General features: G+C 69.0%; 24 protein-coding genes and 2 pseudogenes. 13 read left to right on the forward strand and 13 right to left on the reverse strand.

All coding sequences use genetic code 11. The features are described 5' to 3' along the window. Window positions 1-83: 83 nt before the first annotated feature. The 3 genes from ACTWP9_RS21200 to ACTWP9_RS21210 all read left to right on the forward strand — a co-directional run bounded on the left by ACTWP9_RS21200 (window position 84) and on the right by ACTWP9_RS21210 (window position 1,756). The gene (locus tag ACTWP9_RS21200; protein WP_443247801.1) at window positions 84-1,016 is read left to right on the forward strand and encodes an AraC family transcriptional regulator; all 933 of its coding nucleotides are present in this window, start codon (window positions 84-86) and stop codon (window positions 1,014-1,016) included. Between the two features lie 102 nt (window positions 1,017-1,118). Further along, window positions 1,119-1,286 carry a hypothetical protein gene (locus ACTWP9_RS21205; RefSeq protein WP_443247908.1) on the forward strand — a complete coding sequence of 56 codons (168 nt, stop codon included), beginning with the start codon at window positions 1,119-1,121 and terminating at the stop codon, window positions 1,284-1,286. Window positions 1,287-1,357: 71 nt separating this feature from the next. Continuing rightward, complete coding sequence (locus tag ACTWP9_RS21210; protein ID WP_443247802.1) at window positions 1,358-1,756, forward strand: DUF4440 domain-containing protein; 399 nt, start codon at window positions 1,358-1,360, stop codon at window positions 1,754-1,756. 81 nt (window positions 1,757-1,837) lie between these two features. Here the strand turns inward: ACTWP9_RS21210 and ACTWP9_RS21215 are convergent, their stop codons facing one another. Together ACTWP9_RS21215 and ACTWP9_RS21220 are read right to left on the reverse strand one after the other, a co-directional pair. Beyond that, window positions 1,838-2,260: a hypothetical protein gene (locus tag ACTWP9_RS21215; RefSeq protein WP_443247803.1), complete on the reverse strand. Its 423-nt coding sequence runs from the start codon at window positions 2,258-2,260 to the stop codon at window positions 1,838-1,840. A gap of 206 nt (window positions 2,261-2,466) precedes the next feature. Next, complete coding sequence (locus tag ACTWP9_RS21220; RefSeq protein WP_443247804.1) at window positions 2,467-2,841, reverse strand: hypothetical protein; 375 nt, start codon at window positions 2,839-2,841, stop codon at window positions 2,467-2,469. A 1,096-nt stretch (window positions 2,842-3,937) separates the two neighbouring features. On the opposite strand from ACTWP9_RS21220, the gene ACTWP9_RS21225 reads away from it, so the two are divergent. Beyond that, window positions 3,938-4,429, forward strand: a complete 492-nt coding sequence (locus tag ACTWP9_RS21225; protein WP_443247805.1) for a hypothetical protein — start codon at window positions 3,938-3,940, stop codon at window positions 4,427-4,429. Between the two features lie 211 nt (window positions 4,430-4,640). Here the strand turns inward: ACTWP9_RS21225 and ACTWP9_RS21230 are convergent, their stop codons facing one another. Further along, on the reverse strand, window positions 4,641-5,285 hold the full coding sequence (locus tag ACTWP9_RS21230) for an O-methyltransferase (protein WP_443247900.1): 645 nt from the start codon (window positions 5,283-5,285) through the stop codon (window positions 4,641-4,643). 733 nt (window positions 5,286-6,018) lie between these two features. On the opposite strand from ACTWP9_RS21230, the pseudogene ACTWP9_RS21235 reads away from it, so the two are divergent. Together ACTWP9_RS21235 and ACTWP9_RS21240 are read left to right on the forward strand one after the other, a co-directional pair. Continuing rightward, a pseudogene (locus ACTWP9_RS21235) lies at window positions 6,019-6,349 on the forward strand (transposase); the annotation flags it as partial. Window positions 6,350-6,484: 135 nt separating this feature from the next. Continuing rightward, a complete protein-coding gene (locus ACTWP9_RS21240) occupies window positions 6,485-6,742 on the forward strand; it encodes a hypothetical protein (protein WP_443247806.1) in 258 nt (85 codons plus the stop codon). A gap of 340 nt (window positions 6,743-7,082) precedes the next feature. On the opposite strand, the gene ACTWP9_RS21245 is transcribed toward ACTWP9_RS21240, so the two are convergent. From ACTWP9_RS21245 to ACTWP9_RS21255, 3 genes and pseudogenes are all read right to left on the reverse strand, one after another. Then, window positions 7,083-7,556 carry a DUF1772 domain-containing protein gene (locus tag ACTWP9_RS21245; protein ID WP_443247807.1) on the reverse strand — a complete coding sequence of 158 codons (474 nt, stop codon included), beginning with the start codon at window positions 7,554-7,556 and terminating at the stop codon, window positions 7,083-7,085. A 177-nt stretch (window positions 7,557-7,733) separates the two neighbouring features. Then, window positions 7,734-8,222, reverse strand: a complete 489-nt coding sequence (locus ACTWP9_RS21250; protein WP_443247808.1) for a glutathione peroxidase — start codon at window positions 8,220-8,222, stop codon at window positions 7,734-7,736. A gap of 149 nt (window positions 8,223-8,371) precedes the next feature. Further along, window positions 8,372-8,930 (reverse strand): annotated as a pseudogene (locus tag ACTWP9_RS21255) (helix-turn-helix domain-containing protein); the annotation flags it as partial. A gap of 271 nt (window positions 8,931-9,201) precedes the next feature. On the opposite strand from ACTWP9_RS21255, the gene ACTWP9_RS21260 reads away from it, so the two are divergent. Continuing rightward, window positions 9,202-10,518, forward strand: a complete 1,317-nt coding sequence (locus ACTWP9_RS21260) for a hypothetical protein (RefSeq protein WP_443247809.1) — start codon at window positions 9,202-9,204, stop codon at window positions 10,516-10,518. Between the two features lie 396 nt (window positions 10,519-10,914). Here the strand turns inward: ACTWP9_RS21260 and ACTWP9_RS21265 are convergent, their stop codons facing one another. The 3 genes from ACTWP9_RS21265 to ACTWP9_RS21275 are packed head-to-tail and all read right to left on the reverse strand — an operon-like array spanning window position 10,915 to window position 14,437. After that, entirely contained in the window at window positions 10,915-11,670 is a 756-nt protein-coding gene (locus ACTWP9_RS21265) for a copper homeostasis protein CutC (protein WP_443247810.1), read from the reverse strand. Next, window positions 11,667-13,187 (reverse strand): M81 family metallopeptidase, encoded by a 1,521-nt coding sequence (locus tag ACTWP9_RS21270; RefSeq protein ID WP_443247811.1) that lies wholly within the window; start codon window positions 13,185-13,187, stop codon window positions 11,667-11,669. Before ACTWP9_RS21270 ends, ACTWP9_RS21265 begins: the two co-directional genes overlap by 4 nt. Further along, window positions 13,154-14,437, reverse strand: a complete 1,284-nt coding sequence (locus ACTWP9_RS21275; RefSeq protein ID WP_443247812.1) for an ROK family protein — start codon at window positions 14,435-14,437, stop codon at window positions 13,154-13,156. The genes ACTWP9_RS21270 and ACTWP9_RS21275 overlap by 34 nt, the downstream gene beginning before the upstream one ends. A gap of 308 nt (window positions 14,438-14,745) precedes the next feature. Here ACTWP9_RS21275 and ACTWP9_RS21280 point away from each other — a divergent pair, with 308 nt between their 5' ends. From ACTWP9_RS21280 to ACTWP9_RS21300, 5 genes are read left to right on the forward strand one after another with little or no spacing between them, the layout of a single operon-like run. Beyond that, window positions 14,746-16,557, forward strand: a complete 1,812-nt coding sequence (locus ACTWP9_RS21280) for a peptide ABC transporter substrate-binding protein (RefSeq protein WP_443247813.1) — start codon at window positions 14,746-14,748, stop codon at window positions 16,555-16,557. Between the two features lie 46 nt (window positions 16,558-16,603). Next, on the forward strand, window positions 16,604-17,563 hold the full coding sequence (locus ACTWP9_RS21285) for an ABC transporter permease (RefSeq protein ID WP_443247814.1): 960 nt from the start codon (window positions 16,604-16,606) through the stop codon (window positions 17,561-17,563). After that, window positions 17,560-18,465, forward strand: coding sequence for an ABC transporter permease (locus ACTWP9_RS21290; protein WP_443247815.1), 906 nt, complete (start codon window positions 17,560-17,562; stop codon window positions 18,463-18,465). Before ACTWP9_RS21285 ends, ACTWP9_RS21290 begins: the two co-directional genes overlap by 4 nt. After that, window positions 18,462-20,174 carry a dipeptide ABC transporter ATP-binding protein gene (locus tag ACTWP9_RS21295; protein ID WP_443247816.1) on the forward strand — a complete coding sequence of 571 codons (1,713 nt, stop codon included), beginning with the start codon at window positions 18,462-18,464 and terminating at the stop codon, window positions 20,172-20,174. Before ACTWP9_RS21290 ends, ACTWP9_RS21295 begins: the two co-directional genes overlap by 4 nt. After that, window positions 20,171-21,106, forward strand: coding sequence for an ROK family protein (locus ACTWP9_RS21300; RefSeq protein ID WP_443247817.1), 936 nt, complete (start codon window positions 20,171-20,173; stop codon window positions 21,104-21,106). The genes ACTWP9_RS21295 and ACTWP9_RS21300 overlap by 4 nt, the downstream gene beginning before the upstream one ends. Before the next feature lie 579 nt (window positions 21,107-21,685). Here the strand turns inward: ACTWP9_RS21300 and ACTWP9_RS21305 are convergent. Together ACTWP9_RS21305 and ACTWP9_RS21310 are read right to left on the reverse strand one after the other, a co-directional pair. Next, on the reverse strand, window positions 21,686-22,642 hold the full coding sequence (locus tag ACTWP9_RS21305) for an MIP/aquaporin family protein (protein WP_443247901.1): 957 nt from the start codon (window positions 22,640-22,642) through the stop codon (window positions 21,686-21,688). A 310-nt stretch (window positions 22,643-22,952) separates the two neighbouring features. Continuing rightward, a complete protein-coding gene (locus ACTWP9_RS21310) occupies window positions 22,953-23,306 on the reverse strand; it encodes a FluC/FEX family fluoride channel (protein ID WP_443247818.1) in 354 nt (117 codons plus the stop codon). Between the two features lie 640 nt (window positions 23,307-23,946). Here ACTWP9_RS21310 and ACTWP9_RS21315 point away from each other — a divergent pair. After that, on the forward strand, window positions 23,947-24,195 hold the full coding sequence (locus ACTWP9_RS21315; RefSeq protein ID WP_443247819.1) for a hypothetical protein: 249 nt from the start codon (window positions 23,947-23,949) through the stop codon (window positions 24,193-24,195). A gap of 201 nt (window positions 24,196-24,396) precedes the next feature. Here the strand turns inward: ACTWP9_RS21315 and ACTWP9_RS21320 are convergent, their stop codons facing one another. Continuing rightward, window positions 24,397-24,813 (reverse strand): nuclear transport factor 2 family protein, encoded by a 417-nt coding sequence (locus ACTWP9_RS21320; protein WP_443247820.1) that lies wholly within the window; start codon window positions 24,811-24,813, stop codon window positions 24,397-24,399. A 100-nt stretch (window positions 24,814-24,913) separates the two neighbouring features. Then, window positions 24,914-25,885: an NADP-dependent oxidoreductase gene (locus ACTWP9_RS21325; protein ID WP_443247902.1), complete on the reverse strand. Its 972-nt coding sequence runs from the start codon at window positions 25,883-25,885 to the stop codon at window positions 24,914-24,916. Window positions 25,886-25,976 lie beyond the last annotated feature (91 nt).

Genomic DNA, 25,976 nt, shown 5'->3' on the forward strand with positions numbered 1-25,976 from the left:
ACCAGTCCAGTACACCCCTGATCAATTAGATGATCCATGGAGGAAACGCTCCGCTGCATAGGAGTTCGTCTACGATGGCATCCGTGGACCCTTTGAGTGCGCTGCTCAGTGGCATCCGGGCCGAGGGCTCGGTCGTCAGCCACGCCGTACTGGAAGCGCCCTGGACCATCCGCTTCGCCGACGGCGCCCCGCTCACGATGGTCAGCGTGCTGCGGGGCGGTGGCATCCTGCTGCTGCCCGACGGAACCGAACAGGCGGTCGGCGTCGGTGACACGGCCATCGTGCGCTGCCCCGACATCTTTCACCTGGTGGACCAGCCGGCCACCCTCGACCGCCCACACGTCGAGTACGAAATCGCGTGCTTCACAGCGGATGCCGAATGCACTGCCAAAGACCTCGGCGGCATCCGCTGGGGCAACGAACCGAACGGAGCAACCGCACTGATCGTGGGCGCCTACCGTGCCTCGGGCCATCGCCATGAACGACTGCTCCGCGCGTTGCCGCCCGTACTCGTGATCAACGAGGGCACAGAGGTCTGCGCCTGGCTGGAGACGGCCGCCGCCGACGCCGCCCTGCGCTCGGCCGGCTCCCAGGCTCTGATGGACCGACTGCTGGACTGGGCCCTGGTGTGCACGCTGCGTACCTGGTTCGACCGGGCGGGCTCGGAAGCCCCCGAGTGGTATCGCGGCCTGGCAGACCCGATCCTCGCCCCCGCACTCGAAGCCTTCCACGCCCGGCCCTCCAAGGGTTGGACGGTCGAGGCGCTCGCCACCGAATCCGGCGTCTCCCGAGCCCTGTTCGCCAAACGCTTCACCGAGGTGATGGGCCGCCCGCCGCTGACCTACCTCACCGAATGCCGTATGGACGAGGCCGAGGCACTCCTGTCCGACACCGACTCCTCCATCGCCCAGATCGCCAAGTCCGTCGGCTACGCCGATGCCTTCGGCTTCAGCGCCGCCTTCAAACGCCATCGGGGCGTGAGCCCCAGCGCCTTCCGCGCCGCAACACCCCTCTGAAAGGGCGTTCCGTCCCCTCCCTCTCGGTTCCGTGATCGCTCGCTTCGTGATACTGGCCGTCGTACGGCCCAACTGATCAGTATTCATGCCGAGATGCGAGGCATGGAGCAGCGAAGCCCCTACCCGAGCGACTCAGCGGATGAGCAGTGGGCGTTGATCGAGCCGGTGGTCACGTCGTGGAAGCGGGAGCGGGTGCCCACCACCTCGCCCGCGAACACGAATGCCTCCACCCCGCCCCCGGACCAGGCCGAATACGACCTGACCGCCTGAATACGACCGTCACTCAGGAGAGCCGCACACATCGCGCAAGGGTGAACAGGTGCCGGTGCTACGGTCCCAGCATGTCCAAGGCCGAGATCGACGGCGTCGCCGCCGAGTTCTTCAGTGCGTTCGACAACAGGGGCGGCAAGGCCGCAGATGTGGATCGGGTTCGCCGACTGGTAGTGCCTGGGGGCGTCCTCATCAAGGCAGGGCCGGAGTTCACGGTGTACACAGTGGAGGAATTCATCGAGCCACGCCAACAACTGCTGGCCGGGGGCCGACTGGTGAACTTCAACGAGTGGGAGGCTGCGGAGCGCACCGAGACCGTCGGCGCCATCGCATCGCGGTTCAGCGAATACCGGAAATCCGGGATCCTCGACAGCGTGCCCTTCGAGGGCGGCGGGACGAAGACGATGCAGTTCGTACTCACCCCGGATGGCTGGCGGATCGCTGCGGTCTCCTGGTGCGACCGGCCCTGAGGTCAAAACCGCACCGCCGCACGATCTGGAGTAGCGAAACGCGGCGGGACGCGGCGCCAGGAGATTCCTCCGAGGACAGGTTCACGACTTGGGGAGCTTCCCTTCCTGAGTGATCATCCGCATCCACCCCTCCAGGGTGCCGACGAACTCGTCGAGGTCGGGAGTGGTGTAGGAGGCCCGCTCATGGTCCCAGTCAGGGTCGAGGACGACGACGCGGAAACCGGCGCCGTCGTACCAGCCGGCGTCTATGTTGATCTCCCGAGCCCGCAGGCCGCCTTCCTCCGCCACCTCCTGTGCGGTCAGCCACGGCTGTGGTGCGGTACGTGCCCAATACAGGTCCTCGGAGTCGTAGGCCTTGACCCTTCCATCCGGCAGACGTCGGGCCCCCAGGGTGTTGTAGATGACGTTCCAACCGGCTGGGACGCGCAGCGGGAGCAGATCCCAATCCTCGGTAACAGCCGTGGCCAGCGGGGAAGTGGGCGGAAGCTGGAAGATCGGATCCATGCGCCAACAGCGTAGTAACGGGTGAGTCCCCACGCGCGAGTGGAGGCCCCCTCGCACCTTTGCCCGCGCCGATGTCCGCTTCAGTCGGGTGCCACGCGCGCCCGCAGGCGGCAGGACCGGGCAAACGTTGCCTGACGCGGCACTAGCTGATCCAAAAGAAGAACCGGCCTCCGCCCCTGGGGGTGGAGGCCGGCCGATGTTGGCCTTCAAGCCACGTTCTCACAGGGGTTGTACTCCTGCTTCTTGGAACAGGAGTCGAACCGCTTGGCGTACTTCTTGACGGTTGACTCGAACACGTCCGTTGAGGAGATGATCGTCCACTGCTTCTTCACGCTGAAGGTGCTGTCGAACGTCAGCCGGGTTCGATCTCCGGAGAGGGTACCCCTGACGACCCCATAGTCGGACAGGCCGTCGAACTCGAACGTGCCGTCCGAGCCACGCCCGTTGAAGTCCTTCTTCTCCCGGATGTACTTACTGCCCGAGTCGGAGAAGCTCACCAGCGTGTACTTCCCGATCACCTGACCACCCTCGGGGTGGGCCTGGAATGCAAGCATGGCGTAAAGCCTGCCTTCCACGGCCATGGCGACATACTTGCGGGGTTGAGTCGCCTGTGTCGAACTCGTGGGGCCGGGCCGGTCCTTGCCGTTGTCCGAACCCGTGGTCGCCGCGCCGGACGCCGAACCGGTCGAGCCTTCGGACTGCACGCCACCGTTTCCGCAGCCCGCGAGCACTGCGGCCAGAAGCAGCACGGGCCCTCCGCCCCAATGCCCTTTTTTCACAAGGCGTTTGAATCCCCACACACGCCAACTCCTCGTCCGTGTTTGAGGGGGTACCCACGTGCCGCTATCGAGACCGTGCCGACGGAAAGCCAGGATTCCGCCCCTCTGGCCGACGGGCAAGGCCGTCCGCCAGAGCCGACCGCGCACGCTCGTGGATACCTGACCATCCATCCCGGCGAAGCACTGGCCCACCCGTGATACGCCTGGCCCTGGCTTGTCTCCGTGACGAAGTCGAGGGTTCCACCGGTATACCGCGCAGGCCATGACAGCCATTCCTACCGATAATGCTTCAGACAGGTACTGCCCGGCGTGCGGGGCGCGGGTATCAGCGTCGTGGACAGGGCCGCACAAGCAGAACCAACTCGTCGGCGATCTCGCGATACGTGCGGCTCTGAAACCGCAGGTGTGCTGCCTGGGCATCGCGCACCGGCGGGGTCGATGCTGCGCCTTACCGACTCCGCCTGGAGCGCGGGGTGCGCTTGGGGGCGGCTGCTGGTCGTGGTGCGAGGGCAGGGGCGCGTGCGGGGCGGTGGCTGGCTCTCTCAGGGCCCTCGTGCCACGTTCGTTATCGCAATCGGCGCCTGAAGCGATCGCTGGAGCGATGATGCTGGGCGCGCACGCACGCTTCGGCCTTGAGGACGGGGTGGGTCGTCCCAAGAACGTCGAGGAGGTTGGCGCTCAGTGCGATTGTCGTTGGGGCGCGCTCGTGAGATTCTCGCGTCGTTGCGGATGAGGTCGGGTGCCCTGGCCCACGCGGTCGGATGGGAGGCCCCTGGGGCATGGCCGTCGACACGTTGGGGGATGGGTAGTGGTGAACCGCATGGCGGGTCTTCGTCAGGCGTGGGCCGTGACGCGGGTTGTGGGCCGGCGTACCGCGTTGCGGTACTTAGCAGTCGGCATGGGATCTTCGGTTCTTGCCGCGTGTGGCAACGGCTCTGATTCCGGGGGGAGTACCGGCCCTGTCGGGCAGGCGGTGAGCGCCTTTGTCCGGGGCAAGTGGCGGGTCGACGCTGTTTGGCGCGGAGGGGTTCCGTCTACTTTCCTGGTCAAGATCACAGCGAGTAATTGGACCGTCGAGCCGGGTGAGCATGGCGCCTGGCCGAACGCCGCCCGGGAGTGGAACGGCCAGTGGGCTCTCCAGGGCACTAGGCTGACCCTCAAGGGCCCCTGGCGTCCTGGTGAACCGGGCGTCATGAGGAAATGGGCCGCACTGGATGTTCCTGGAAAGATCGTCGAAGCAGAGTCGTCGCGGCTTATCTGGAAGATCTACGGTGGCGTCTCCCCCGACATCGACGAGCTGAGAGTCCGGTACGCCAAGGGTGCGTTGCACATCGTCCATATCGATGGCGATGGGAGGAACCGAACAGACTTCACCTGCACGCGGGCGTAGAGCCGACGACTCCATCTATGCACCCGGCGAGATTCTCCACTAACAATGCTGACACCCAGCGACATTCGCCACGCAAACATCGATGAGAACTGATCTACGAGGAAGAGCAGACGGTCAATACACCATCAGGTGGCATCCGAAGCTCGGCGTGGCGCCACGTTCACGGAAATGACGAGTGCGAACTGCCCCAGCCGAATCACTCCATGGATGGCTAGTGCTGGGGAATGTTCGCCGGGTTGGCGGTTGCGGCGGGTGGATGGGCGGTGACGTCCGGCCTTCCTGGGTGGAGGCGGCGTGCCGCAACAACTGCTGAGCTGGCTGGTGTTGTGAGTACTTCGGTGGCGTCCAGGGATGGATGAGTGAGGTAGAACAGGCGGAGCTCATCCACTTCGCCGCCGAAACGAGGCGGCCAATGGGGCGAGGGGGTGAAGTCGTCCAGGATGAGAAGGCCACCGGGAGCAAGCAGCTCGACGACCCCCTCGGGGTCGTCACGCTTGCCTCCGCCATCGCAGAAGAAGACGTCGAAGGGGGCGTGCTGCTCAAGTAGCCGCCAGTCCCCGGTGAGGACGTTGACACGGTCGTCGTCCGCGAAGACACCGGCCGCTCCACGGGCCAGCTCCTGGTCAGGCTCCACGGTGACCAGGCGGGCACCGGCGCCGAGGCCACTGTGCAGCCAGGCAGTGCCCACTCCCGAGCCGGTGCCGCTCTCCGCGATGACCCCTTGAGGCTTCGAGGCAGCGGCCAGGCCGAGCAGCCTGCCCACTTCCGGGATGCAACTCTTCGTGAATCCCGCTTCGACAGCGACACGCTCCGCGGCTACCACGCGGGACGGAACCGCACGTTCTGCCATGATCACGAATCCCTTCACCGTGACCATGAAGCTATCCGCCAGCAGCGGCGTCCGCACCAAGTTCCGCCTGTCCGGCCCCGGCGAACCTTCCCGGTCAAAGCACTAGCACACGGCGCGCTGAAGAGATCGGGGCGAAATGAAGCAGTCGGGAGCCCACTTGCGCTGGCGCGCGTAGGAGCTGGGGAGGGCACACCGATCAAGTGTCGTGTGCGACTTGGGTTTGCCGATCCCGTACGGGTGCGGCAGGCCCAAGGCGGTGCCGCTGGTAGCTGGCGAACCATGGTTCACGGCAGTGGTCGATGCGCTGCTGGGTGAGCTGAACTGCTGGGTGAGCTGAAGATCGAAGGGGCGTCGGTCGCGTGCGAGGTGCGGGAGAACCTGCGTATCGCAGAGTTCCTGTCCGGACGGTTCCAGGGCCTGGACCTGGTACCGCACGAGGAACTCAAGGAGCGTGTGCTGGGGGCCCGGCTGGTGGTGCGCACCGGGGGAGGCCACGCCGTACGCGAACGTGATCCCTGCGCTGCGGCGTGCCGTTCTGATCGAGTCCAGAGAGCACTGAGCCCCGGCCCCTGACGGAGTGTAGGTCGGGGCTCGGCTGTGCGCTTCAGGCTGAGCCGTCGAACGTGGACCCCTTCACCGGTGGTCAGCTCTGAGGGGCCACGTCGAACTCCCCGTCGCGGCGAAGACGAGTTGTGGGCGGAGATCGAGCCACTGCTGCCCAAGGCCGAGCGTCGGGCCCGGCACGACCTGCGGGCGGCGGCTGGCCGAATGGACCGAGGCCGGGGTGTGCCCCCGGCTGCATGAGGTCCTGCTCGCCAAACTCCGCAACGCGAACGCCCTGGACTTCTCTCGGCGGCCGTCGACGGCTCCCACATCTGGGCGTTAATAGTGGCTCCAAGACCGGCCGAAGCCCAGTTGACGGGGGCAGAACCGGCAGCAAGCATCACCTGATCACCGATGCCGCCGGCATCCCGCTCGCCGCCACCCTGACCGGCGGCAACCGCAGCGACGTCACCCAGCTGATCCCACTCGTTCAGGCGGTTCCGCAGTCTGCGGATCCGCTGGGGAGATACGCGACTACATACACGAAGCCTCCAATCATCCTCGGATGCACACTGATCTGCTGGCGACGTCTTCGGAACACGTTGAGTTAAGGATGTCTAGGATGCGCGGTTTCCTGATCACTGGTGGATAGGAGACCAGCGTTGATCGCTCCACACAATGAAGTGAGCCGGGAGAAGGCGGACGACCTCACCGTGCCCGCGCCCGATCACGCACTGGGCGCCAACGGCTCTGCGGAAGCCTGGAGGGAGGAGCTTGATCCGCAGGCGCGTAGCTACTATCTGTTCGAGTTCGTTTACGAGGAGACACCAAACTCCTCTCCTACGACATGGGCCATCTGTCCGCTGACCCAGTCGAGAGCCGCGCCGCCCTGGAAGACCAGTACGGCGGCACGCACCTAACTACTGGTATTGGCGAGCAAGTGTGCCTCTGGGTGGCTCAGCGTGGGGTACTCACGCACGGCCTCGACCTCAACCCGCTCATCCGCACCCGTTGTACTGACGGAGTCATCCGAACATTTGCCGAGCTTCGGGAACTGTGCAATGCCGCACCGGACTTGCACGACAAGCGCCAGGCGGGTGAGAACTTCACCATCGACTGGGACGCCATCGCCGCCCTCCTGCCGCCTCTACTGGCTCCGTCGGCCCAGCCCGGGGACGACGAACTATTCCTCGACGTGCCTGCCGCGTTTTCCGCGTCCGGCGCTCCTACCGGCGACCATGTCATTTTGATAGGAGTTCTTCAGGCCAGGGCGAGCGCGGTGCACAACGAGGCAACGGCGATCGCCTGTAGGGAGAGGCGGAGCGGAACCACTCGGTCCCAGCGCCTTTGCAGGGCACGGGCGTTGGGCAATGCCGCTTTCCCGGCGACCGCGGCGATAAGTGCACGATTGATCGGTGCGCTGACTCGGAGGTAGATGCTGATCCAGCAGAGGAGGGCCGCCACCGCGAGCATGCTTGCCAACGCGACCGCCGTGCGCCCGGCCACCAGCGCCGCTCCCGCACTGAGGACGCTTGTGACGACGCTGAGGACGAATGGGACAGGCAGCCGCTGGTCGCCGTACCGGTGAACGTGGCCCATCGTGGTGGTGAGCGTCCGATCATCGACTTCGGACAGCGCAGACCGAAGAACGATGGCCGCGAACAGATCGGCTCCGTATACGGCCGAACAGGTGAGCACGGCGATGCCCGGGAGCACGTGTATCAGGATGTTCATGCTTGACCAAACCCAATTCGTGTCAGGTGACTGGACTACAGCCTGTCCCTCCGCGTACATGTGTTCCGGCCAGTCGGCTGCTGCCCGAACTGTGCGGCCAGCCGGGACCGTTCATGCGCACCGAGCAGCAGGCCACCAGCTTTCACCACTGACGAGAGGGAGCGCCCCGGAGCATCGTCAGGCAGGCAGTGCGGCTTCGACGGCGGTGGTCACTTCGGCCGCGTCGGGTTCCGTCTGCGGGGCGAACCGGGCGGCGACGGTGCCGTCGGGAGCGATGAGGAACTTCTCGAAGTTCCACCGGATATCGCCGGAGTGGCCCTCCGCGTCCGGGGTGTCGACGAGCGCGGTGTAGAGGGGGTGCCGGTGTTCGCCGTTGACGTCGATCTTCTCGGTCAGCGGAAAGGTCACCCCGTAGGTGGTCGAGCAGAACTCGGCGATCTCCTCGGCGGTGCCCGGTTCCTGGCCCATGAACTGGTTGCACGGGACGCCCAGGACGGTGAACCCGCGCGGGGCGTACTGCTCGTGGAGCTTCTCCAGGGCCGCGTACTGCGGGGTCAGGCCGCACCGCGAGGCGACGTTGACGATGAGGACGGCCTTGCCGCGGTACTGGGCGAGGTTCGCCGGGCCGCCGGTGAGCGCGTCGATCTTCACGTCGTGGACGGACATGTGGGCTCCTTGCGTAGGTGCGTAGGTGCGTAGGTGCGTAGGTCATCGGTGCAACGGCTGGTCCTCACGCAGGGTAGTGCGTCGTCATGGCGAGGCGTCCGGCAGCCGGTCTTGTTGCGTTCAGCTATCAGTCGGGCCGGAAACGTGCCTCATGGGAAACACGTGATTTTGACCGGCTCGTTCATCAGGTGGGACCGCGTAAAGCACATCGCGTGGCCGCGTGAGGCGAATCGTGTGGGAAAGCCACCGGGAATGCGTGAGTAATGCGGATGTACCACCGTGGAGGCTGAGGAGCGTCTCCGCGACCCGAACCCGCAGCGGCGGGCGATCGCCGTCATGGACAGTCCGCTGGACCGCACCGGGTGTGCCGCCGCTTCCGTGCGCGCCACGCGCACGGCTCGGGCGGGCGTGGTGCCGAGGTGCGCGGTGAACAGGCGGGTCAAGTGCCGAGGGCGGACTCCTGCCCGGGCGGCCAAGGCAGCGGGCGTGAGGTCGTCGGCAAGATGGCCGGCGATATGGCCCACGAGGATGGCCCACGAGGTCCCGCACCAGCCGGTCCTCTGCGGTGGAGCGGCCAGGAACATGGAGATCTGCGCCTGGTCGGCCGGCCGGTCGGCGCAGATGAATGACGAGTTCGCGGGCGACGGCGCGGGCGAGGGTCGGCCCGTGGTCGTCCTCGATCAGCGCCAGCGTCAGGTCGAGCGCGCTAACGCCGAGATGCGCCAATGGCGGCGACTTCAGCGCTATACAGCACGCCGTGAAGCTACGCTGAGGCACACCGCGTCATCGCGGGCCTGGTCTCTGACCGCGCCCGCCCAGCGAACCACCCCGCCCGGGCGCAGAACTGGTGCTCGCCCGACAAGACACCTGCTGATCACCCATCAGCCGAACCCACAATCCAGCACCCCCAACCTCAACCGCCGACCGAGCCGTTGGTGTCGGTGCTACTCAAGTCGTCCGTGCTATTCAAATGTTGCGAATGAAGCTACTCAAATACTTACTCATTTCCCTGGCCGGGTTAACTGTCCAGGTGCTCATCTTGGTGCTTGCCCTCGGCCTGTGTGTCGCTGCCTGGTGGTTCTTCGGCCATCGGATACGTAGATGGGCAAGGGAGAAATTCGAGCCGGTGAGCAGATGCTGGCGAGCATGGGCCACCAGACGGGCGGAGCGGCGTGTGGCGAACGCCGTGGTACACCTGGGCTCCAAGGCTCCCGACGGGTCTGGAAGGGAATGGCACCGTGTGGTCGAGGCTGTCAAGACTTGGTGTACCTACGCCCCCTTGGTGGTCCTGTGGCATATGGTCAAGCTGACAGTTCTCTTGATACTGCTGTTCAACGTCGGCGCCATCGTGACCACCCTCACGCACCCTTCGGGAAGATTCCCGTGGTCAGTGCCGGAGTGCTGGGAAACGGGTTCCAAAGACGATCACAACAGAGACTGCGGGTCCGAAGAGGGCACGCTTGCGGCGTTGTGGGTCCCTGGGCGGGACGCTGTCGTATGGGGAGGGAAGGCCGTCGCCGCGGCGGTGACCGATCCGTGGGCACACCCCGGGCGCACCGTCACCACAGCTGCGGCGATGGTGCTGCTGGTGATGTTCACCGTGATCGCCTGTGCGCTGGTGCCCACCCTCCGGTACTTCAACTTCGCCGAGGAGCGAAGGCGCCACGCTCAGGAACCGCGCATGTCCCGAGCCGGGACCGACCTGGTCCGTGAGCTGGGTCGCTGGCGGCCAGTGGTGGTGCTCCTGGCCGTCTGCGGGAATGTAGGTCAGACGTACAGACAACTGGAATCCAGCGACGTACGGAACGCGCCGCGAGTCAGTCTGAAGCCTGCGGAACGCGTGGTGCATGCTGCTTGGCGAACTCGGCACGGGAGAGTGAGGTCTGCGCGTCGGCATGAACTTGCCGAGCACGCCGGGCGGGTGGTCGGCGCCCTCCGAGCCATGGAAGGCAGGCAGGACCGCGACGCCGACACCAAGAAGGTCCTCGAAGACACGAGCGCCATGTTGCTGAAGATCAGCGAACGATATGCGGAGGGCCGCACCTTGGAGCTGCTGGATCTCGAAGACCTCGAGGGCGTCGAGCCGGTGGTGAGCCGGGAATGGCTCCGGGCAGTGTTCATGGCGACGGCCGTGGTCGGCGTCACTGCCGGGGCTCTGACTCTGGACTTGCCGGAGGCGGCGGCGACTCCCCTGATCGGAGCGACGTCCCTGATCGCCTGGGGTATCGCGTACGGGGGCCGGATGATCGGTCCCGGGCTGGTCGACGTAATGCGCGGCCAAAGCCGCCCGGTCTAGCTGTGCCCTCAGCGTCGGGCGACGGCCATTAGGCACCGGCCAAGGTTTCAAGGCGAGGGCTCCGCTGAGGCGGGCCCGGACAGGGTGTACGGAGACGCGGTGCGGGCGCACACCGCGCCATCGCGGGCCTGGTCTCCGACCGCGCCCGCCCAGCGAACCACCCGACCCGGGCACAGCACCGAACTGGTGCTCGCGGGACTAGACACCTGCTGATCACCCATCAGCCGAACCCACGACCCAGCACCCCCAACCTCAATCGCCGGCCGAGTCGTCAGGCTCGCGCCCCCGGCCGGGGGAGACGGCACAGTCCTGCCCGGCGGCCCGGCGGCCCGGCGGCCCGGCGGTCCGGGCGTCCACGGCGGTGGGGCACCCGCCGCCGTGCGCGGCGGGCCGGGGTCAGCCCGCCGCGTCCAGCACCCGCCGGGCCTCGGCGACGACAGCGGGGTCGGTGACGAAGTGGGTGTCCTGCTCGGCCGAGGCGCCTCCGGTTCCGAGCGGTACCCAGCCGCCGCCGCGCCGGGGCGCAGCCCGGGTTTTGGCGGAGAGGTGGACGGCGGCAGCGCCTGCGGCGACCAGTTCCGCGATGGTGGAGGGGCGCACTCCGCCGCCGGCCATCACCTCCACGCCGGGAGCGGCGGCGGCCATCGCGGCGATCTGCCCGGCGCCCTCGGCCGCCGTTGCGGCGCCGCCCGAGGTGAGGACCCGGGTGAGGCCGAGCCCGGGGAGGAGCGCGGCGGCGGCGACCGGGTCGGCGGCTTGGTCGACGGCGCGGTGCAGGGTGACCTCCACCGGTCGGCCCGCGGCGTGGGCGGCCTCGGCGAGTGCGGCGCTTGCGCGGACGTCGAGGCTGCCGTCGGCGGTGAGCGCACCGATCACTACCCCGGCCGCCCCGGAGGCGATGGCGGACCGCACCTCGGCGGCCATCAGCGCGACCTCCTCCGCGTCGTACACGAAGTCGCCCGGTCGGCACCTGACCAACACCTGTACCGGCGGCCCTGCTTCGGCGGCGGCCTCGACCAGCGCCGCGGACGGGGTGAGGCCGCCCAGCTCCAGGCCGGTGCACAGCTCGACACGGTCGGCGCCGTGCTCGCGGGCGGTGCGGGCGCCGGCCGGCGAGGTGACGGCGATCTCCAGGGCGGGGCGAGCGGTCACTCGTCGTTTCCCGTCAGCGGCTGGTCGGAGGCAGGGATGAGGCGGGCCGTCAGGTCGGGGTCGGCCATGCCGCGGTCGAAGGGGAACATCGGGCGGCGGATGCGGTGATGGCCCAGACGCACCAGGTCCTGGTCGACGCCGCCGGGGGTGAGCGCCATCTTCCAGCCGACCGACATCTCGGAGAGTTCGGGCTCCAAGTAGCCGATCTTCACGATCACGATGTCGGCGCGGCGCGGGTCGAGGCCGAGGTCGGTGAAGTCCCGCTCGTGGTGGTAAGGCTTGCGCAGCCGTGTGAGGATCGCGTAGACGCTGCCGACCCGGACGACGACCTCGGTCCCGGCGTCGCGGTCGCCGTGCCGAACCGCGTGCACCACGCCGGTGAGGGTGACGGGGCCGGCGTGGCGGGCGTCGACCTCGGCGCCGGCGGTGACGGTGACGGTCGCGCCGACGCCCGCCGCGACGGCGGTGTCGACTGCATCCGGCCCCGGCACGGAGGCGTAGATCACCGTCGGGCCGTCGCTCTTGTGGAACTCCGGGCGCTCCAGCAGCCGGGTCAGACCCCACGTGACGTCGCCGGCGCCGCCGGCGGTCGGGTTGTCACCGGTGTCGCTGACGAAGTAGGGGCGCTGGTCGGAGGCGAGCGCCTCGTCCAGGATGCCGTCGAAGGTGCCGGTGGGGGCGACGAAGTCGAAGTCGTGGCGGGCGTCCCAGAAGCCGCGGGCGAGCCGTTCGGCGCCGGCCGCGACGGCGTTCTCGTCCGGGCCGGTGACGACGACGGCGGCGCGGTTGCGGGGCTCGTCGGCCCAGGCGTAGCCGACCCAGATCGCGGCGTCGGTGACGCCGTCGGCGGCCTCGACCTCGTCGACGGCGGCGTACACGCTCCTGGCGGGTTCGACACGTGTGGAGGTCTGCTCGCCGGCCAGCAGCACCGGCACCGGCACCCACGCCTTGACCGGACGGGGCGCGCCGGAGGCCAGCAGGTCCACCAGGTTGCGGACGGCCCGCTCCTTGGTGTCCATGTGGTCCTCGTGGGGCGCCATCCGGTAGCAGGTGATCAGGTCGCTGCGGTGGGCGAGTTCGCGGGAGACGTTGCCGTGCAGGTCCATGGAGGTGGAGACGATCACGTCGGGGCCGATCGTGGCCCGGATGCGTTCCAGCAGCACTGCCTCGGCGTCGTCGACGCCCTCGACGGTCATGGCGCCGTGGATGTCGTACCAGAGGCCGTCCAGCTCTGGCAGGGCGGCGAGCCGTTCGATCAGCTCACCGGTCAGCTCCTTCCAGGCGGCGGCCGTGACGGTCCCGCCCGGCAGCGATTTGCCGACGAGGGCGCCGTGCCACTCGGCGGCCTTGCGCAGTTCCCGGCCGGGCGCGAGGAAGGGGTAGCGCTCGAGGACCTCGTCCCCGCGCGAGGGGTGGAAGGCGGAAGCCTGGGTGCGGGCGGGCGAGAAGGTGGAGGACTCGATGCCGAGTCCGGCTATCGCGATCACCGGGCGGTCGGCGGGGCGGGGTCGTGACACGGCTGTTCTCCTACGGTGGAGCGGGGGCCTGGCGCGGCGGGGGCGGGGAGGCGGTCGGACGCCAGGTCGGTGCGGCCGACCTCGCGCAGGGCGTCGGCGAGGGCGCGCTGCAGGGCGAACTGCCCGGCGCCCACCAGTCCGGCGTCGGCGCTGAGGCTGACGCGTTCGATGGTGAGGTGCTCGGTGACCAGTGGGTGGCAGCTCTCGTAGAGCTGGCTGCGCACGGCGGCGACGAACGGTTCCAGGGTGGAGACGATGCCGCCGAGGTAGACGGCGTTGGGGTTGAAGAAGTTGACGTTGGTGGCGAGTACCTGGCCCAGGTAGTCGCCGGCCTTGCGGACGGCGCGGGTGGCCTCCGGGTCGCCATGGGTTGCGAGCCGCACCACGTCCTCCAGCCGGCTGACCTGGGCGCCGCGTTCGCGCAGGATCCGGACGAGGGCGGCGCCGGAGGCCACGGTCTCCAGGCAGCCGGTGTTGCCGCAGGAGCAGGGAGTGTCGCCGCCGACGACGCGGATGTGGGTGATCTCGCCGGCGGCTCCGGTGGCGCCCCGGAAGAGGCGGCCGTCGGCGATGACGCCGGCACCGATCGCGGAGCCGATCTTCACCATGATCGACTGCCGGTGTTCGGCAGGCCGCACGGTGTGCTCGCCGACCGCCATGCAGTTGGCGTCGTTGTCGGCGGCGGCCGGGACGCCGAAGCGTTCCTGGAGCCAGGCGGTGATCGGGAAGCGGTTCCAGCCGGGCATCCGGGACGGCATGACGACCGAACCCGATGCGACGTCGACCGGGCCCGGCAGCGAGAGCCCGACGCCGCGCAGCCGGCCGGGGCCGTGCTCTTCGGCCAGTGCCTGCAGGGTCTCGGCGAGCCGCGGCAGGGCCGTCTCGGGACCGTCGGCGATGGCGAACGGGACGGTCGAGACGTTGGTGAGGCCGCCGCCGGGCAGCACCACGCCGACGCGGGCGTGCCGGCCGCCGAGGTCGGCGGCGACGGCGAACTCGTCGGCGCCGCCGAGCCGCAGCACCTTGCGGGGCCGCCCGCCCGTGGACGCTTGGGTGCCCTCCTCCGCGATGAGCCCGCGCTCGACGAGCCGGCTCACGGCGAGGGACACGGTGGAGGCGGCGGCGCCGAGCAGCCCGGCGAGCTCGGCGCGCGAGGATGCCTGCCCCGACGCCACGAGCTCCAGGATCCGCGGGGCGAGGGCCGAGGCGCCCTTTGCCGCCCTTGGTGCCCCTGTATTTATTTCAGTCATGGACGAAGTAACTTCCGCGATGGGTGGGTGTGACGGAGACAGTACGCCCGGCCGGTGCGTCGCGGAACGGCTCCAGGTGATCTTTTTCGGGGCGAAAAATCCGTCCCATACCCCCCAAATACCCGCATCGGGGCGAGCCCGTGGGGTAGGTGGGACTTTTTTCAGAACCGCAGATACTTACTTGTTACGGAACTTTGTTTGTGTGTGCGGCGCGTCCGGCGTTAGCTGTCGTGAACACAGCGCCGGTCCGACGGCGCCGGCCCGGTCCACCGAGATCCCCCTGCGGGCCCTACTTCATGAGGAGAGCCATGTCCCTTGCTCACACGGTCGCCGGCCGCCGCTGGGCCCTCGCCGCGGGCGCCGCCGTCACCACCGGGGTGCTGCTGGCGGGCTGCTCCGGCGGCGCCTCGTCGTCCGCCTCCGGCGCGTCGGACACGATCAACTACGCGCTCCCGGCCAACTTCACGCCGAACTGGATACTCCCGATCGGCACCGCCGCGCATCTGAACACCAACAACTCCTCCATATCCCAGTCCCTGTGGGAGCCACTGATCGCCTACGACGGTTCCACGGGCAAGGTCGGCTGGAACAAGGACAACTCGCTGGCCACCGCCGCGGACTTCGCCGACGACAGCAAGAGCGTCACCATCACCCTCGGCGACCGGCACTGGAGCGACGGCAAGCCGATCACCTCCCGCGACGTGGAGTTCTGGTTCAACCTCATCAAGGCGAACAAGTCGGACTGGGCCAGCTACAGCCCCGACAAGGCGCCGGACAACTGGACCTCCTTGAAAGCCGTCGACGACACCCACTTCACGATCACCTTCGACCGGGCCTACAACCAGCAGTGGATGCTCGCCAACCAGCTGAGCATGATCCGCCCGATGCCGCAGCACGTCTGGGACAAGACCAGCGACGCCGGCTCCGTCTCCGACCTGGACCGCACCGCCGCCGGGGCGAAGAGGGTCTGGAAGTACCTCAACGGTGCCGCCAAGAAGATCTCCGGCTACGCCACCGACCCGCTGTGGAAGACGGTCAGCGGCCCCTACACCCTCAAGTCGTTCACCACGGCCGGCAAGGTGCAGCTCACCGCCAACGCCAAGTACGACGGCGGCGGCAAGGCCCACATCAAGAACGTGAACCTGCTGCCGTTCACCACCACCGACGCCGAGGAGAACGCGCTGCGGGCCGGTACGGTCGACTACGGCTACATCAAGCCCACCGACCTGGGCCAGAAGGAGTCGTTCAAGGCCAAGGGCTACCGGATCCAGCCGTGGTCGGGCTGGGCCATCACCTACATGCCCTACAACTTCCGCAACCCCGACATGGGCCCGGTGTTCAAACAGCTCTACGCCCGCCAGGCCATCCAGATGTCGGTGGACCAGAAGACGCTGTCAAAGGTCGTCTTCAAGGGCACCGCGGTGCCCACCTTCGGCCCGATCCCACAGGGCCAGAAGTCTTCCTTCGTCTCGCAGAAGCAGCAGGACAACCCTTACCCGTTCTCCACCGCCAAGGCCCGGAAACTGCTGACGGACCACGGCTGGACCAAGCAGGGCGGCACCATGGTGTGCACCAGACCCGGCGGCGGCGACGGCCACTGCGGCAAGGGCGTCGACAAGGGCACCAAGTTCTCCATGCAGGTGCTCTCCCAGTCCGGCTCGACCGTGACCGACAACATGATGAGCGCCCTGCAGTCGTCGTTCGCCAAGACCGGCATCGACTTCCGCATCAAGACCGCGCCGGTCAACTCCGTCCTGTCGCAGACCGGCCAGTGCAAGGCGAGCGAGCCGAGCTGCAAGTGGCAGCTGTCGTTCTTCGGCACCGCCGGCAGCTGGTACTTCCCCGCCTACCCCAGCGGCGACTCGCTCTTCGCCACCGGCGGCGGCTCCAACTTCGGCAACTACTCCGACCCCGACGTGGACAAGCTGATCGCCCAGACCACCACCTCCTCCTCCGAAGAGGCCATGCGCAAGTACAGCGCCGCCCTCGCCGAGAAGCTGCCGGTGGTGTGGCTGCCGGAGCCCGACTACCAGGTCTCCGTGGTCAAGAACGGCCTCGGCGGCTTCTCGCAGGACTCACTCGCCAACTTCCACCCCGCCATGTGGCAGTGGACCAAGTAGGCCGTCCCCCGCGCCGCGCGCACCACTGACAGCGACCGGAACACACATGAGCACTCCCACATACCTGATCAGACGGGTCCTGCAGGCCGTCGCGGTCATCCTGATCGTGACGATCGTCGTCTTCGCCCTGCTGCACGCCCTGCCCGGAGGACCCGCCCGCGGGATCCTCGGCCCGCAGGCCACCGCGCAGCAGATCGCCGCCTTCGACCATGAGCAGGGCCTCGACAAGCCCCTCCCCGTGCAGTACCTCTACTACCTGGGGCAGCTGGCGCACGGCGACCTCGGCACCTCGTACACCCTCAACGAGCCGGTGTCGCAGCTCATCACCGAGCGCCTGCCGAAGACCCTGCTGCTGACCGTCCTGTCGGCGATCGTCGGCCTGCTGCTGGCCGTGCCGCTGGGCATGTGGCAGGCCGTGCGACGCAACAAGCCGGTCGACTACATCATCACCACGCTGAGCTTCATCGCCTACTCCACGCCCGTGTACTTCCTCGGACTGATCCTGGTGCTGGTGTTCAGCCAGGCGCTGCCATGGTTCCCGTCCCAGGCCCCGCAGGGGCAGACGCTGGGGCAGGTGCTCTCCGACCCGCAGGGGCTGGTGTTGCCGGTCGCCGCGGGTGCCGCGTCGATGGTCGCGGTCTTCACCCGCTACATGCGGGCCGCCACCCTGGAGAACCTCTCCGAGGACTACGTCAGGACGGCGCGGGCCGGCGGCTCCCGTTCCCCCGCCATCCTGCGGCGGCACGTGTTCCGCAACTCGCTGACCCCGGTGGTCGCCATGCTCGGCTACTACGTGCCGGTGCTGTTCGGCGGCGCCCTCGTCGTCGAACAGCTCTTCAACTACCCGGGGATGGGCCTGCTGTTCTGGACCGCCGCGCAGTCCTCCGACTACCCGGTGCTGCTGGGCTGCGTGCTGATCATCGCGGTCGCCACGGTGACCGGCACGCTGATCGCCGACATCGTCCAGCGGATCATCGACCCCCGAGTCAAGGCAGGCCGGTCATGAGCACTGTCATACAGCCGGGCCGGACCCCTGGCACGGCTACTCCCTCGGAGTCCGCCGCGGCGTCGGGGACCCGGCTCGCCGTCCGCCGGTTCCTGCGCAACCGGCTCGCGGTCGTCGGCCTCGGCGTCGTGGTCTTCTTCGTCCTGTTCTGCTTCGCCGGCCCGCTGGTGTACTCCACCGACCAGACCCACACCCTGCTCCACCAGGTCAACCTGGCCCCCAGCGGCGCACACTGGCTGGGCACCGACGCCGTCGGCCACGACGAGCTCGGCCGGCTGATGTACGGCGGCAAGGTGTCGCTGATCGTCGGCCTCGCCGCCGGCATTCTGGCCACGGTCATCGGCACCCTGTGGGGTGCCGCCGCCGGCTACGCGGGCGGCTGGATCGACGCGGTCATGATGCGGATCGTGGATGCCGGCATCGCCATCCCCGCGCTCTTCATCCTGCTGGTGGTCTCCGCCATCACCACGCCGGGCCTGGGCGGCCTCGTCGTCATCCTCGGCTTCGTCTCCTGGCTGGTGCCCTCGCGGCTGGTCCGCGCCGAGACCCTGACCCTGAAGAACCGCGACTACGTCCTGACGCTGCGCGCCATCGGCGGCACCCACGCCAGGGCCATCACCCGGCACATCCTGCCGAACTCGGTCTCCACCATCATCGTCGCGGCCACCTTCCAGATCGCCGACGCCATCCTGCTGGTCGCCTACGTCTCCTACCTGGGCCTGGGCGTCCAACCGCCGTCCACCGACTGGGGCGGCATGCTCTCGACCGGCCTCACCGCCGCCTACTCCGGCTACTGGTGGCTCATCCTGCCGCCGGGCCTCGCCATCATCCTGGTGGTGTGGGCGTTCAACGCGATCGGGGACGGGCTCCGCGACGCATTCGACGTGAGGGGACGCGGATGACCGCCACCCAGAGCCCCGCCGCACCGGCGGCCGGGCCCATCCTCCAACTCGACGGCCTCGGCGTCGTCTTCACCACCCAATCCGGCGAGGTGCCCGCCGTCCGCGGCGTGTCCCTGCTGGTCGACCCCGGCGAGACGCTCGCCCTCGTCGGCGAGTCCGGCTCCGGCAAGTCCACCGTCGCGCTCGCCGCGATGGGCCTGCTCGCCGGCAACGCCCGTGCCACCGGGAGCGCCGCCGTCGCCGGCACCGAGGTGGTCGGCGCGGGCGAGGCCGCACTGGCGGGCCTGCGCGGCCGGACCGTGTCGATGGTCTTCCAGGAGCCGGCCACAGCCCTGGACCCGCTGACCCGCGTCGGAAAGCAGATCGCCGAGGTCATCCGCAACCACCGCGAGGTCTCCGCCAAGGACGCGGCCGCCGAGGCCGTGGAACTCCTGCGCCGGGTCGGCATCCCCGATCCCGAAAAGCGGGCGTCCGCCTACCCCTTCCAGTTCTCCGGTGGGCAGCGCCAGCGCGTCGTCATCGCCATGGCCATCGCCAACGAGCCCGCCCTGCTGATCGCCGACGAGCCGACCACCGCGCTGGACGTCACAGTGCAGGCCGAGATCCTCGACCTGCTGCGCCGCCTCGCCGCCGAGACCGGTACCGGCGTGCTGCTGGTCACTCACAACATGGGCGTGGTCGCGGACTTCGCCGACCGGGTCGCGGTGATGTACAACGGCGAGATCGTGGAGACCGGCCCCGTCGAGGACGTGCTGCTGCGCCCCTCCCACGAGTACACCCGGCGACTGCTGGCCGCGGTGCCGCGCCTCTCGGTCGCCGGCGAGGACGCGCCGGAGGCGGCACGGGCCGCCGCACCCCCCGCCGAAGCCGAGCCGGTCGTCGAACTGGACGACGTCTCCGTCGTCTTCGGGCGCGGCAGGGGCGCAGTACGGGCCCTGGACGGTGTCTCCCTCGCCGTGCGCCACGGCGAGACCCTCGGCCTGGTCGGCGAGTCCGGCTCCGGCAAGTCGACCGCCTCCCGGGTCGCGCTCGGCTTGATCCCGCCGACCGAGGGCACCGTCTCACTGTTCGGCACCGACCTGGCCCGCACCCGTTCCCGGGCCCGCCGGGCGCTGCGGGCCGGCATCGGCGTGGTGCTGCAGGACCCGGTGGCGTCGCTGGACGCCAGGATGACGGTCGGCGAGTGCGTCGCCGAGCCCCTCAGGGTGCACCACCGCGCTCTTTCTGCCCGGGAGCGCCAGGAGCGGGTCGCCGCCGCCCTGGACCGGGTCAGGCTTCCGCGCGAGGTCGCCCGGAGAGCCCCCCGGGAGCTGTCCGGCGGCCAGCGCCAGCGCGTCAGCCTCGCCCGCGCCCTGGTGCTGGAGCCCCGCCTCCTGGTCGCCGACGAACCCACCAGTGCGCTCGATGTCAGCGTCCAGGAGGCCGTCCTCGAGGTGATCTCCGAGCTCCAGACCGAGCTGGGCTTCGCCTGCCTCTTCGTCTCCCACGACCTCGCCGTCGTCCAGCACTTCGCGCAGCGCGTCGTGGTGATGCGGGCGGGCCGTGTCGAGGAGCAGGGCGACACCGGCACGACACTGCTGCGGCCGGAGACCGACTACACGCGCAGACTGCTGGCCGCCGTGCCGGTGCCGGACCCGGTGGTGCAGCGCAGCCGCAGAGCCGATCGCCTGGCCACCCTGGCGGCAGGCCGGACGGAGGCGACGGCTTGACCCCCCACGACCGCCCCCTCTTCGCCGGGGTCGACATCGGCGGCACCACCACACAAGTGGTGCTCTGCGCCGAGGACCTGACCGTGCTGGACCGGGCCGGGACGGCGACCCCGGCGGCCGACGGCGGCCGGGCCATGGTCGCCAAGGCGCTCGGCGCCCTGGCCCCGCTGCTGGAGCGCACCCCCGGGCAGCTCGCCGGCGTCGGCGCCGGCGCGGCCGGCGTCGTCGACTCCGCGGCCGGACGCATCCTGGTGGCCAGCGACTCCTTCACCGGCTGGGCGGGCTTCGCGGTCGCCGACGCCGTCGAGGCGGCACTCGGCGTCCCGGCCTACCTGGACAACGACGTCAACGCCTTCCTGTACGGGGAGGTGTACGGCGGCGCCGTGCGCGGCGAGCCCGACGTCCTCGGCATCACCCTGGGCACCGGTGTCGGCGGGGCGCTGTGGACCGGCGGCGCCCTGTTCGCCGGGCCGCACGGCGCGGCGGGCGAGATCGGGCACATCCCCGGATTCGGCGACCTGCCGTGCACCTGCGGCGGCCGAGGCCACCTGGAGACCCTCGCCTCCGGGCGTTCGCTGTGCGCCCGGTACGCCGAGCGCACCGGCCGCCGACTGACGGCCCGCGAGATCGCCGAGGCCGCGGGGCATGGGGACGGGGACGCCCTCGCGGTGTACCGGGCCGCGGCCGGCGGCATCGCCCGGGCCATCGTGATGACGGCGGGCGTCGTCGATGTCACCACGGTGGTGGTCGGCGGCGGCGTCAGCGGCGCCTGGCCGCTGTTGGAGCCTCTGGTACGGGAGGCGCTTGCCGCCGAGCCGCCGGTCAGCGGCCACCCGGTCCGGCTGGTGCGGGCCGCGCTGGGTGGCGACGCGATCCCGGTGGGCGCGGCGGCCAGGGCTCGCCGGGAGCTGACCGCGGGCGCCCTGGTCTGAGGCCGCCCCGGGGGGCGCCCTCCACGATTGCGCTCCGGTGCCGTGCCCCGTGTAATGCGGTACCGGGGCGCACTCCACCGCGGCACCTGCCTCCGGTGGTTTCAGGGCCGCGAATCCCTGTTGGGCGAGGTGCTGTGGGAGTTGGCCCACGTCACGGCGCTCGACGCGTGGCGGTCGACCGCAGGGGAGAGGGGCGCGAGGGTTGATCGCATGCCGGGTGATGCTGTCTCAGGTCCGACAGTCTTTATGCGGTGAGCTGAGGGAGGGCGGTGTGGTCGTGGGATGGAGCGAGAGGTGGGAGCCCTCAGTGGGGGCCGGCCTGCCCAGGGCGTTGGTGGTGCGTCGCCTGCTGGAGCAGCAGGCGGGAGAGCCGGCTACCCGGCATGTGCGTGCGGTCGCTGAGATGGTGGGGGACTCGGAGCCTACGGTGTAGAGCTGGCTGGAGCAGGCCAAGGCGACCCCATCCAGGTCTGAGATCACTTGCCCTGCGGCATCCGGGGCCGAAATCCGGGGCCGCGCTTTCGGCCCGCGTTCCACACGCGCTCGCGTGCTGCGGCCCGCGCGGCGGCCCGTATCGCGTCAAGGGCCTTCGAGCTCCTCGCCGGAGGTGGTGGGGCGTGTCCGGCCAGGCTCCGGGGGTTCGGCCTTCTGGGCACGGATGTGCAGGACGTCTCCGATGAACAGGTCGTACACCAGCACCCCGATCACCCCTCCGACCAGCGGCCCGACGATCGGAATCCACCAGTAGTCGCTGAACGCACCGGACAAGCTGCCCGGAAACGCCAGGTCCTTCCAACCCGCCATCCAGGTGAACAGGCGCGGGCCGAAGTCGCGTGCCGGGTTGATGGCGTATCCCGCGTTGGCCCCGAAGGACATGCCGATGGCAGCCACCGCGAACCCGATCATCAGCGGGCCAAGGTTCGCCTTCACGGCTGTGTTGCGCAGGTCGATGATCGCCACCACCAGCATGACCAGGAATGCGGTGCCGACAATCTGGTCGATCAGAGGCCCCCAGATCCCGCCATGGAAGTACGGCGCCGGGAACGTGCCGAAGATGGAGAACGAGGCGAGTGTGTGCCCGCCCGTCTTGGGGCCCTTCATGGCGTCATCGAAGGTGTCGATGGCGTCGTGGTACACGGCGTAGACCAGCGCCGCCCCGGCCAGGGCACCGAGCACCTGCGACGCCCAGTAGGGGACGACCTTGGCCCAGGGGAATTTACGGCGAACGGCGAAGCCCAGCGTCACCGCCGGGTTGATGTGGGCCCCGCTGACACCGCCGGCCACGTAGATACCGAGGGCAACGGCCAAGGCCCATCCCCAGGTGATCAGCAGCCAGTCCCCGGCACCGAGGAAGAAGGTGGTGGGATCTGACGTACGCCCCGATCCTGGCAGTGCCGCGACCGCCATCGCCACCACGCCGCAGCCGAAGGAGATGAGGACGAACGTTCCCAGGAACTCCGACAGACATTCACCCCACAAGCCTCCGCGGCGCTTGAGCCGAGAGGGCTTCAGCAAGGGCTGGATCTCGACGGCCATATGATCCTCCCAGACACTCGTCCGGTCGCGTCCAAGCGCGGCTGCCCGCGCCGTGATGCGGCGGAAGCGGGAGGCATCGCGCCGGCTTTCCCGCCGCGCTTCTCGCGTCATGCCGCGTCGCCACAGTAAAACCGCGCTGCGGCGACCGCGACTCGAAACGGCAATCCGAGCAGGCCACACGGGCGCGATGTCGCCGATCAGAAGTGTGGTGGTGGCGCAAGCCGTGGCAGCAAGTCTTTCCCGACGCGCCGCAGCCTTATGCGACGACTCCAGGCGGCTCGTCAAGCTGCATGTAGGGCCCGGTCCAAGCTCACTGCATCCCCACGAACACACCCACGGTGGCTGCCCCTGCACCAACCACCCAGCCGGTGAACACCCTCAGCCCGATTCCGGACAGCCCACCCTGCGTCAATCTGAGGAGCTCGTGTCCGAAGATGCTGAACGTTGTAATGGCTCCGCCCAAAAGCACGTACACCGAACTAGGCAGATCGCTCGCGACTACGTTTCCCAAGAAGAGACCCAACGCGATGCAGCCGCTGAAATTGACCGCAAAGGCGGCCCACGGAACAGGTTCACCGGGCCACATCTTAAAGAGCCCCTTTTCGAGACCGAAACGCAATGCGGCTCCGCCCACTGCGCCCAAGAACATCATCAGTGGCATCATGCGGGGCGCATTCCTCTCAGCATGGGTTCCGGACGGTGTGGAAGCCTGCGGAACGGGGCGGCCTACCGGCTGGAAGTGTGGCCGACTGGTGGGCTCCAGACCGGTGCGGTGGCGGCGTTTTGGTCGCATATTCACCTGAAGGGTCGACTCCGGGGCCGGTCTTGGTTCGACACCGCTCCGGGTGCGGTTCTCAAGCTGCGCGAGCGGGGTGAGTGTTGCCCGGAGGGCGTCGGCGGACAGGACGGCGCCGGCGGCCAGGACGACCGCCGCGTAGGACCTGGGCATCGAGAGGTGGCGGGCTGTCGAGCTGCCGTTTCGAGGGCGCCGACGGGCGGCTCAGGCTCCGCCTGCCTGGGACGCGGCTGCTCCCGGTGGGATCCGCAGAGTTGTGACGGCAACCGGGCGGCGGGCTTTGTGCGGAAGGCGTCCTCTGCACTGGGCAGGGTGCAGTCCGGCGATGGTGGGACGGGGCACCAGTTGGCCGGACCTGCGGTCGTCGACGGGGCGCGTTGGCAGCCGGGACACAGGTGCTTGAGGAAGCTGCCCCCTCAGCACAACGCCGCGTAGTCACTGGCCTTGAGGGTGTGGTGTTGCAGGGGCGGGGTGTCGTGAACTGTGCGCTATGCCGTTCGCGTGAGGTATGAGCAAGGTGGGCGGGCTGACCGGCGAGCGGCGGGCCTTCTGGGGGCGGTTGTGGTTGAGGGCGGCCGAACGGTTCGGGCAGGGTGATGGGAACACGGTCATCGCGGTCCCCGCCCGGCGGGCGATGGAGCGGGGCGAGAGAACGTGGTGGCCCCGGCTGGATGAAGGCGACCTGGCCCCCGGTGGGAGGGCCGTGGTGGCGCTATACGCCTGGCTCGTCTTCGAGGGCGAAGCCGGATTCTCGTAGGCGCCGCCGACCATGCGCACCTGGGTCCCGCCGCGGCGGGCATCGGGAAGCCGCTGATCAGCGGATGAATGGCCTGCCGTGTGCTTGCCAAGACGGTGGCCGAAGGGCCGGGAACGTCTCATTCTGCTTGTTGTGGTCTTGCCAGGCAGCCCTCGTTCTCAGCGACATCCGGCCCCTCTACAACGATCAGAGGCCGCGGTGTCAAGCGGTGAAGGCTTCGCTGATGGCGTGGCTGTCCTCGTACATGCGGTAGCCGGTGATCTTGCCGTCGACTGCGGTGATGTGGAGGGCGAAGTGGTTGGTGAAAGTCTTGCCGGTGGCCAGGACACCGAAGCGGTTGTGGCCGATGACCACGGCGTGGTCGCCGTCGATCACGGTCGTGGTGACGGCGTATTCCTCGGCGGGGGTGAGGTGCTCGCCGAAGGAGGCGAAGAACGCGGCGATCTCGTCCTTGCTGGTGCGATCGCCGGCCCAGGGGACGTTGTCGGCGCCGCCGACGTGGAAGTCGACGCCGTCGGCGAACAGGTCCAGCAGAGCGGGCATGTCGCCCGCGCCGAAGCGGGCGAAGAACGCGTCGACAACCTCGCGGGTGGTGGCCGGGGCGGTGGTGGTGCTCATACTGATTCCCTTCTGTGTGGTGGGTGTGGGTGTGCTGGGGCTTGCCGGTTGCGGGCCAAGGTGGCTCGGTGGCGGTCCCGGAACGGAGGGGCCGATCGGGTCAGGGCACGACGGAGAGGACGATCTTTCCGGTGGTGCGGCCGGTCTCCCCCAGGGCATGGGCCCGGGGGGCTTCCTCAAGGGGGAGGACCGTGTCGGCGATCACACGCAGGCGGCCGTCCTCGACCAGGGTGCTGATCTCGCGCAGCCCCTGCTGGTCGGGTTCGACGAGCATGAACACCGCCCGCACCCCGGCCGCCTCGGCCGCCGCGGCGGGGAAGGTGTCGTCCAGCGGCAGGATGGAGATCAGCGTGCCGCCTGGGCGCAGGGTGCGCAGCGAGCGCGCCCAGTTGGGCCCGCCGAGGCTGTCCAGGACGACGTCGACGTCGCGGACGGTCTCGGCGAAGTCCTGGGTGCGGTAGTCGATCAGTTCGTCAGCGCCGAGGGAACGCAGCAGGTCGTGCTTGGCGGCGCTGGCGGTGCCGATCACATGGGCCCCGCGCGCCTTGGCGATCTGGACTGCCAGGTGGCCGACGCCACCGGCGGCGGCGTGGATGAGGACGCGCTGGCCAGGCCGTACGTCGGCGGTGTCGACGAGGGCCTGCCAGGCGGTGAGCGAGGCCAGCGGGAGGGCGCCCGACTGGACGTGGGTCAGGCCCGGGGGGCGGGGAGCGAAGTGGCGGGCCGGGGCGGTGACGTACTCGGCGTAGGCGCCGGCCGGGTGCGGGAAGCGTGGCATCCCGAAGACCTCGTCGCCCGGCTGGAACAGGGTCACACCGTCGCCGGTCTTCTCCACCACCCCGGAGACGTCGAATCCCAGGGTGAAAGGGAGCGGCGCACCGTCGGCGAACACCCCTCGCTCCCGGATCTTCCAGTCGGCCGGGTTCACACCCGCCGCGTGCACCCGGACCAGGATCTCGCCCCGGCCCGGCTCCGGGCGCTTGGTCTCGATGAGCTCGAGGACATCCGGGGGTCCGGCCATTTCCTGGGAGATGGCGCGCATGGTCGCGGAGACGGTGGTGGCCTGGGGCATGATGACGCTCTCGTTTCGGCAGTACCATTTTGTGCGGTTGGTGCCAGTTCTCTTGGGCACGTCGTCAGCCTGCCTGGGCCGGAAGCCTCCC

This window comes from Streptomyces sp. 3N207 (assembly GCF_052246355.1).
In the GTDB taxonomy this organism is placed as follows: domain Bacteria; phylum Actinomycetota; class Actinomycetes; order Streptomycetales; family Streptomycetaceae; genus Streptomyces.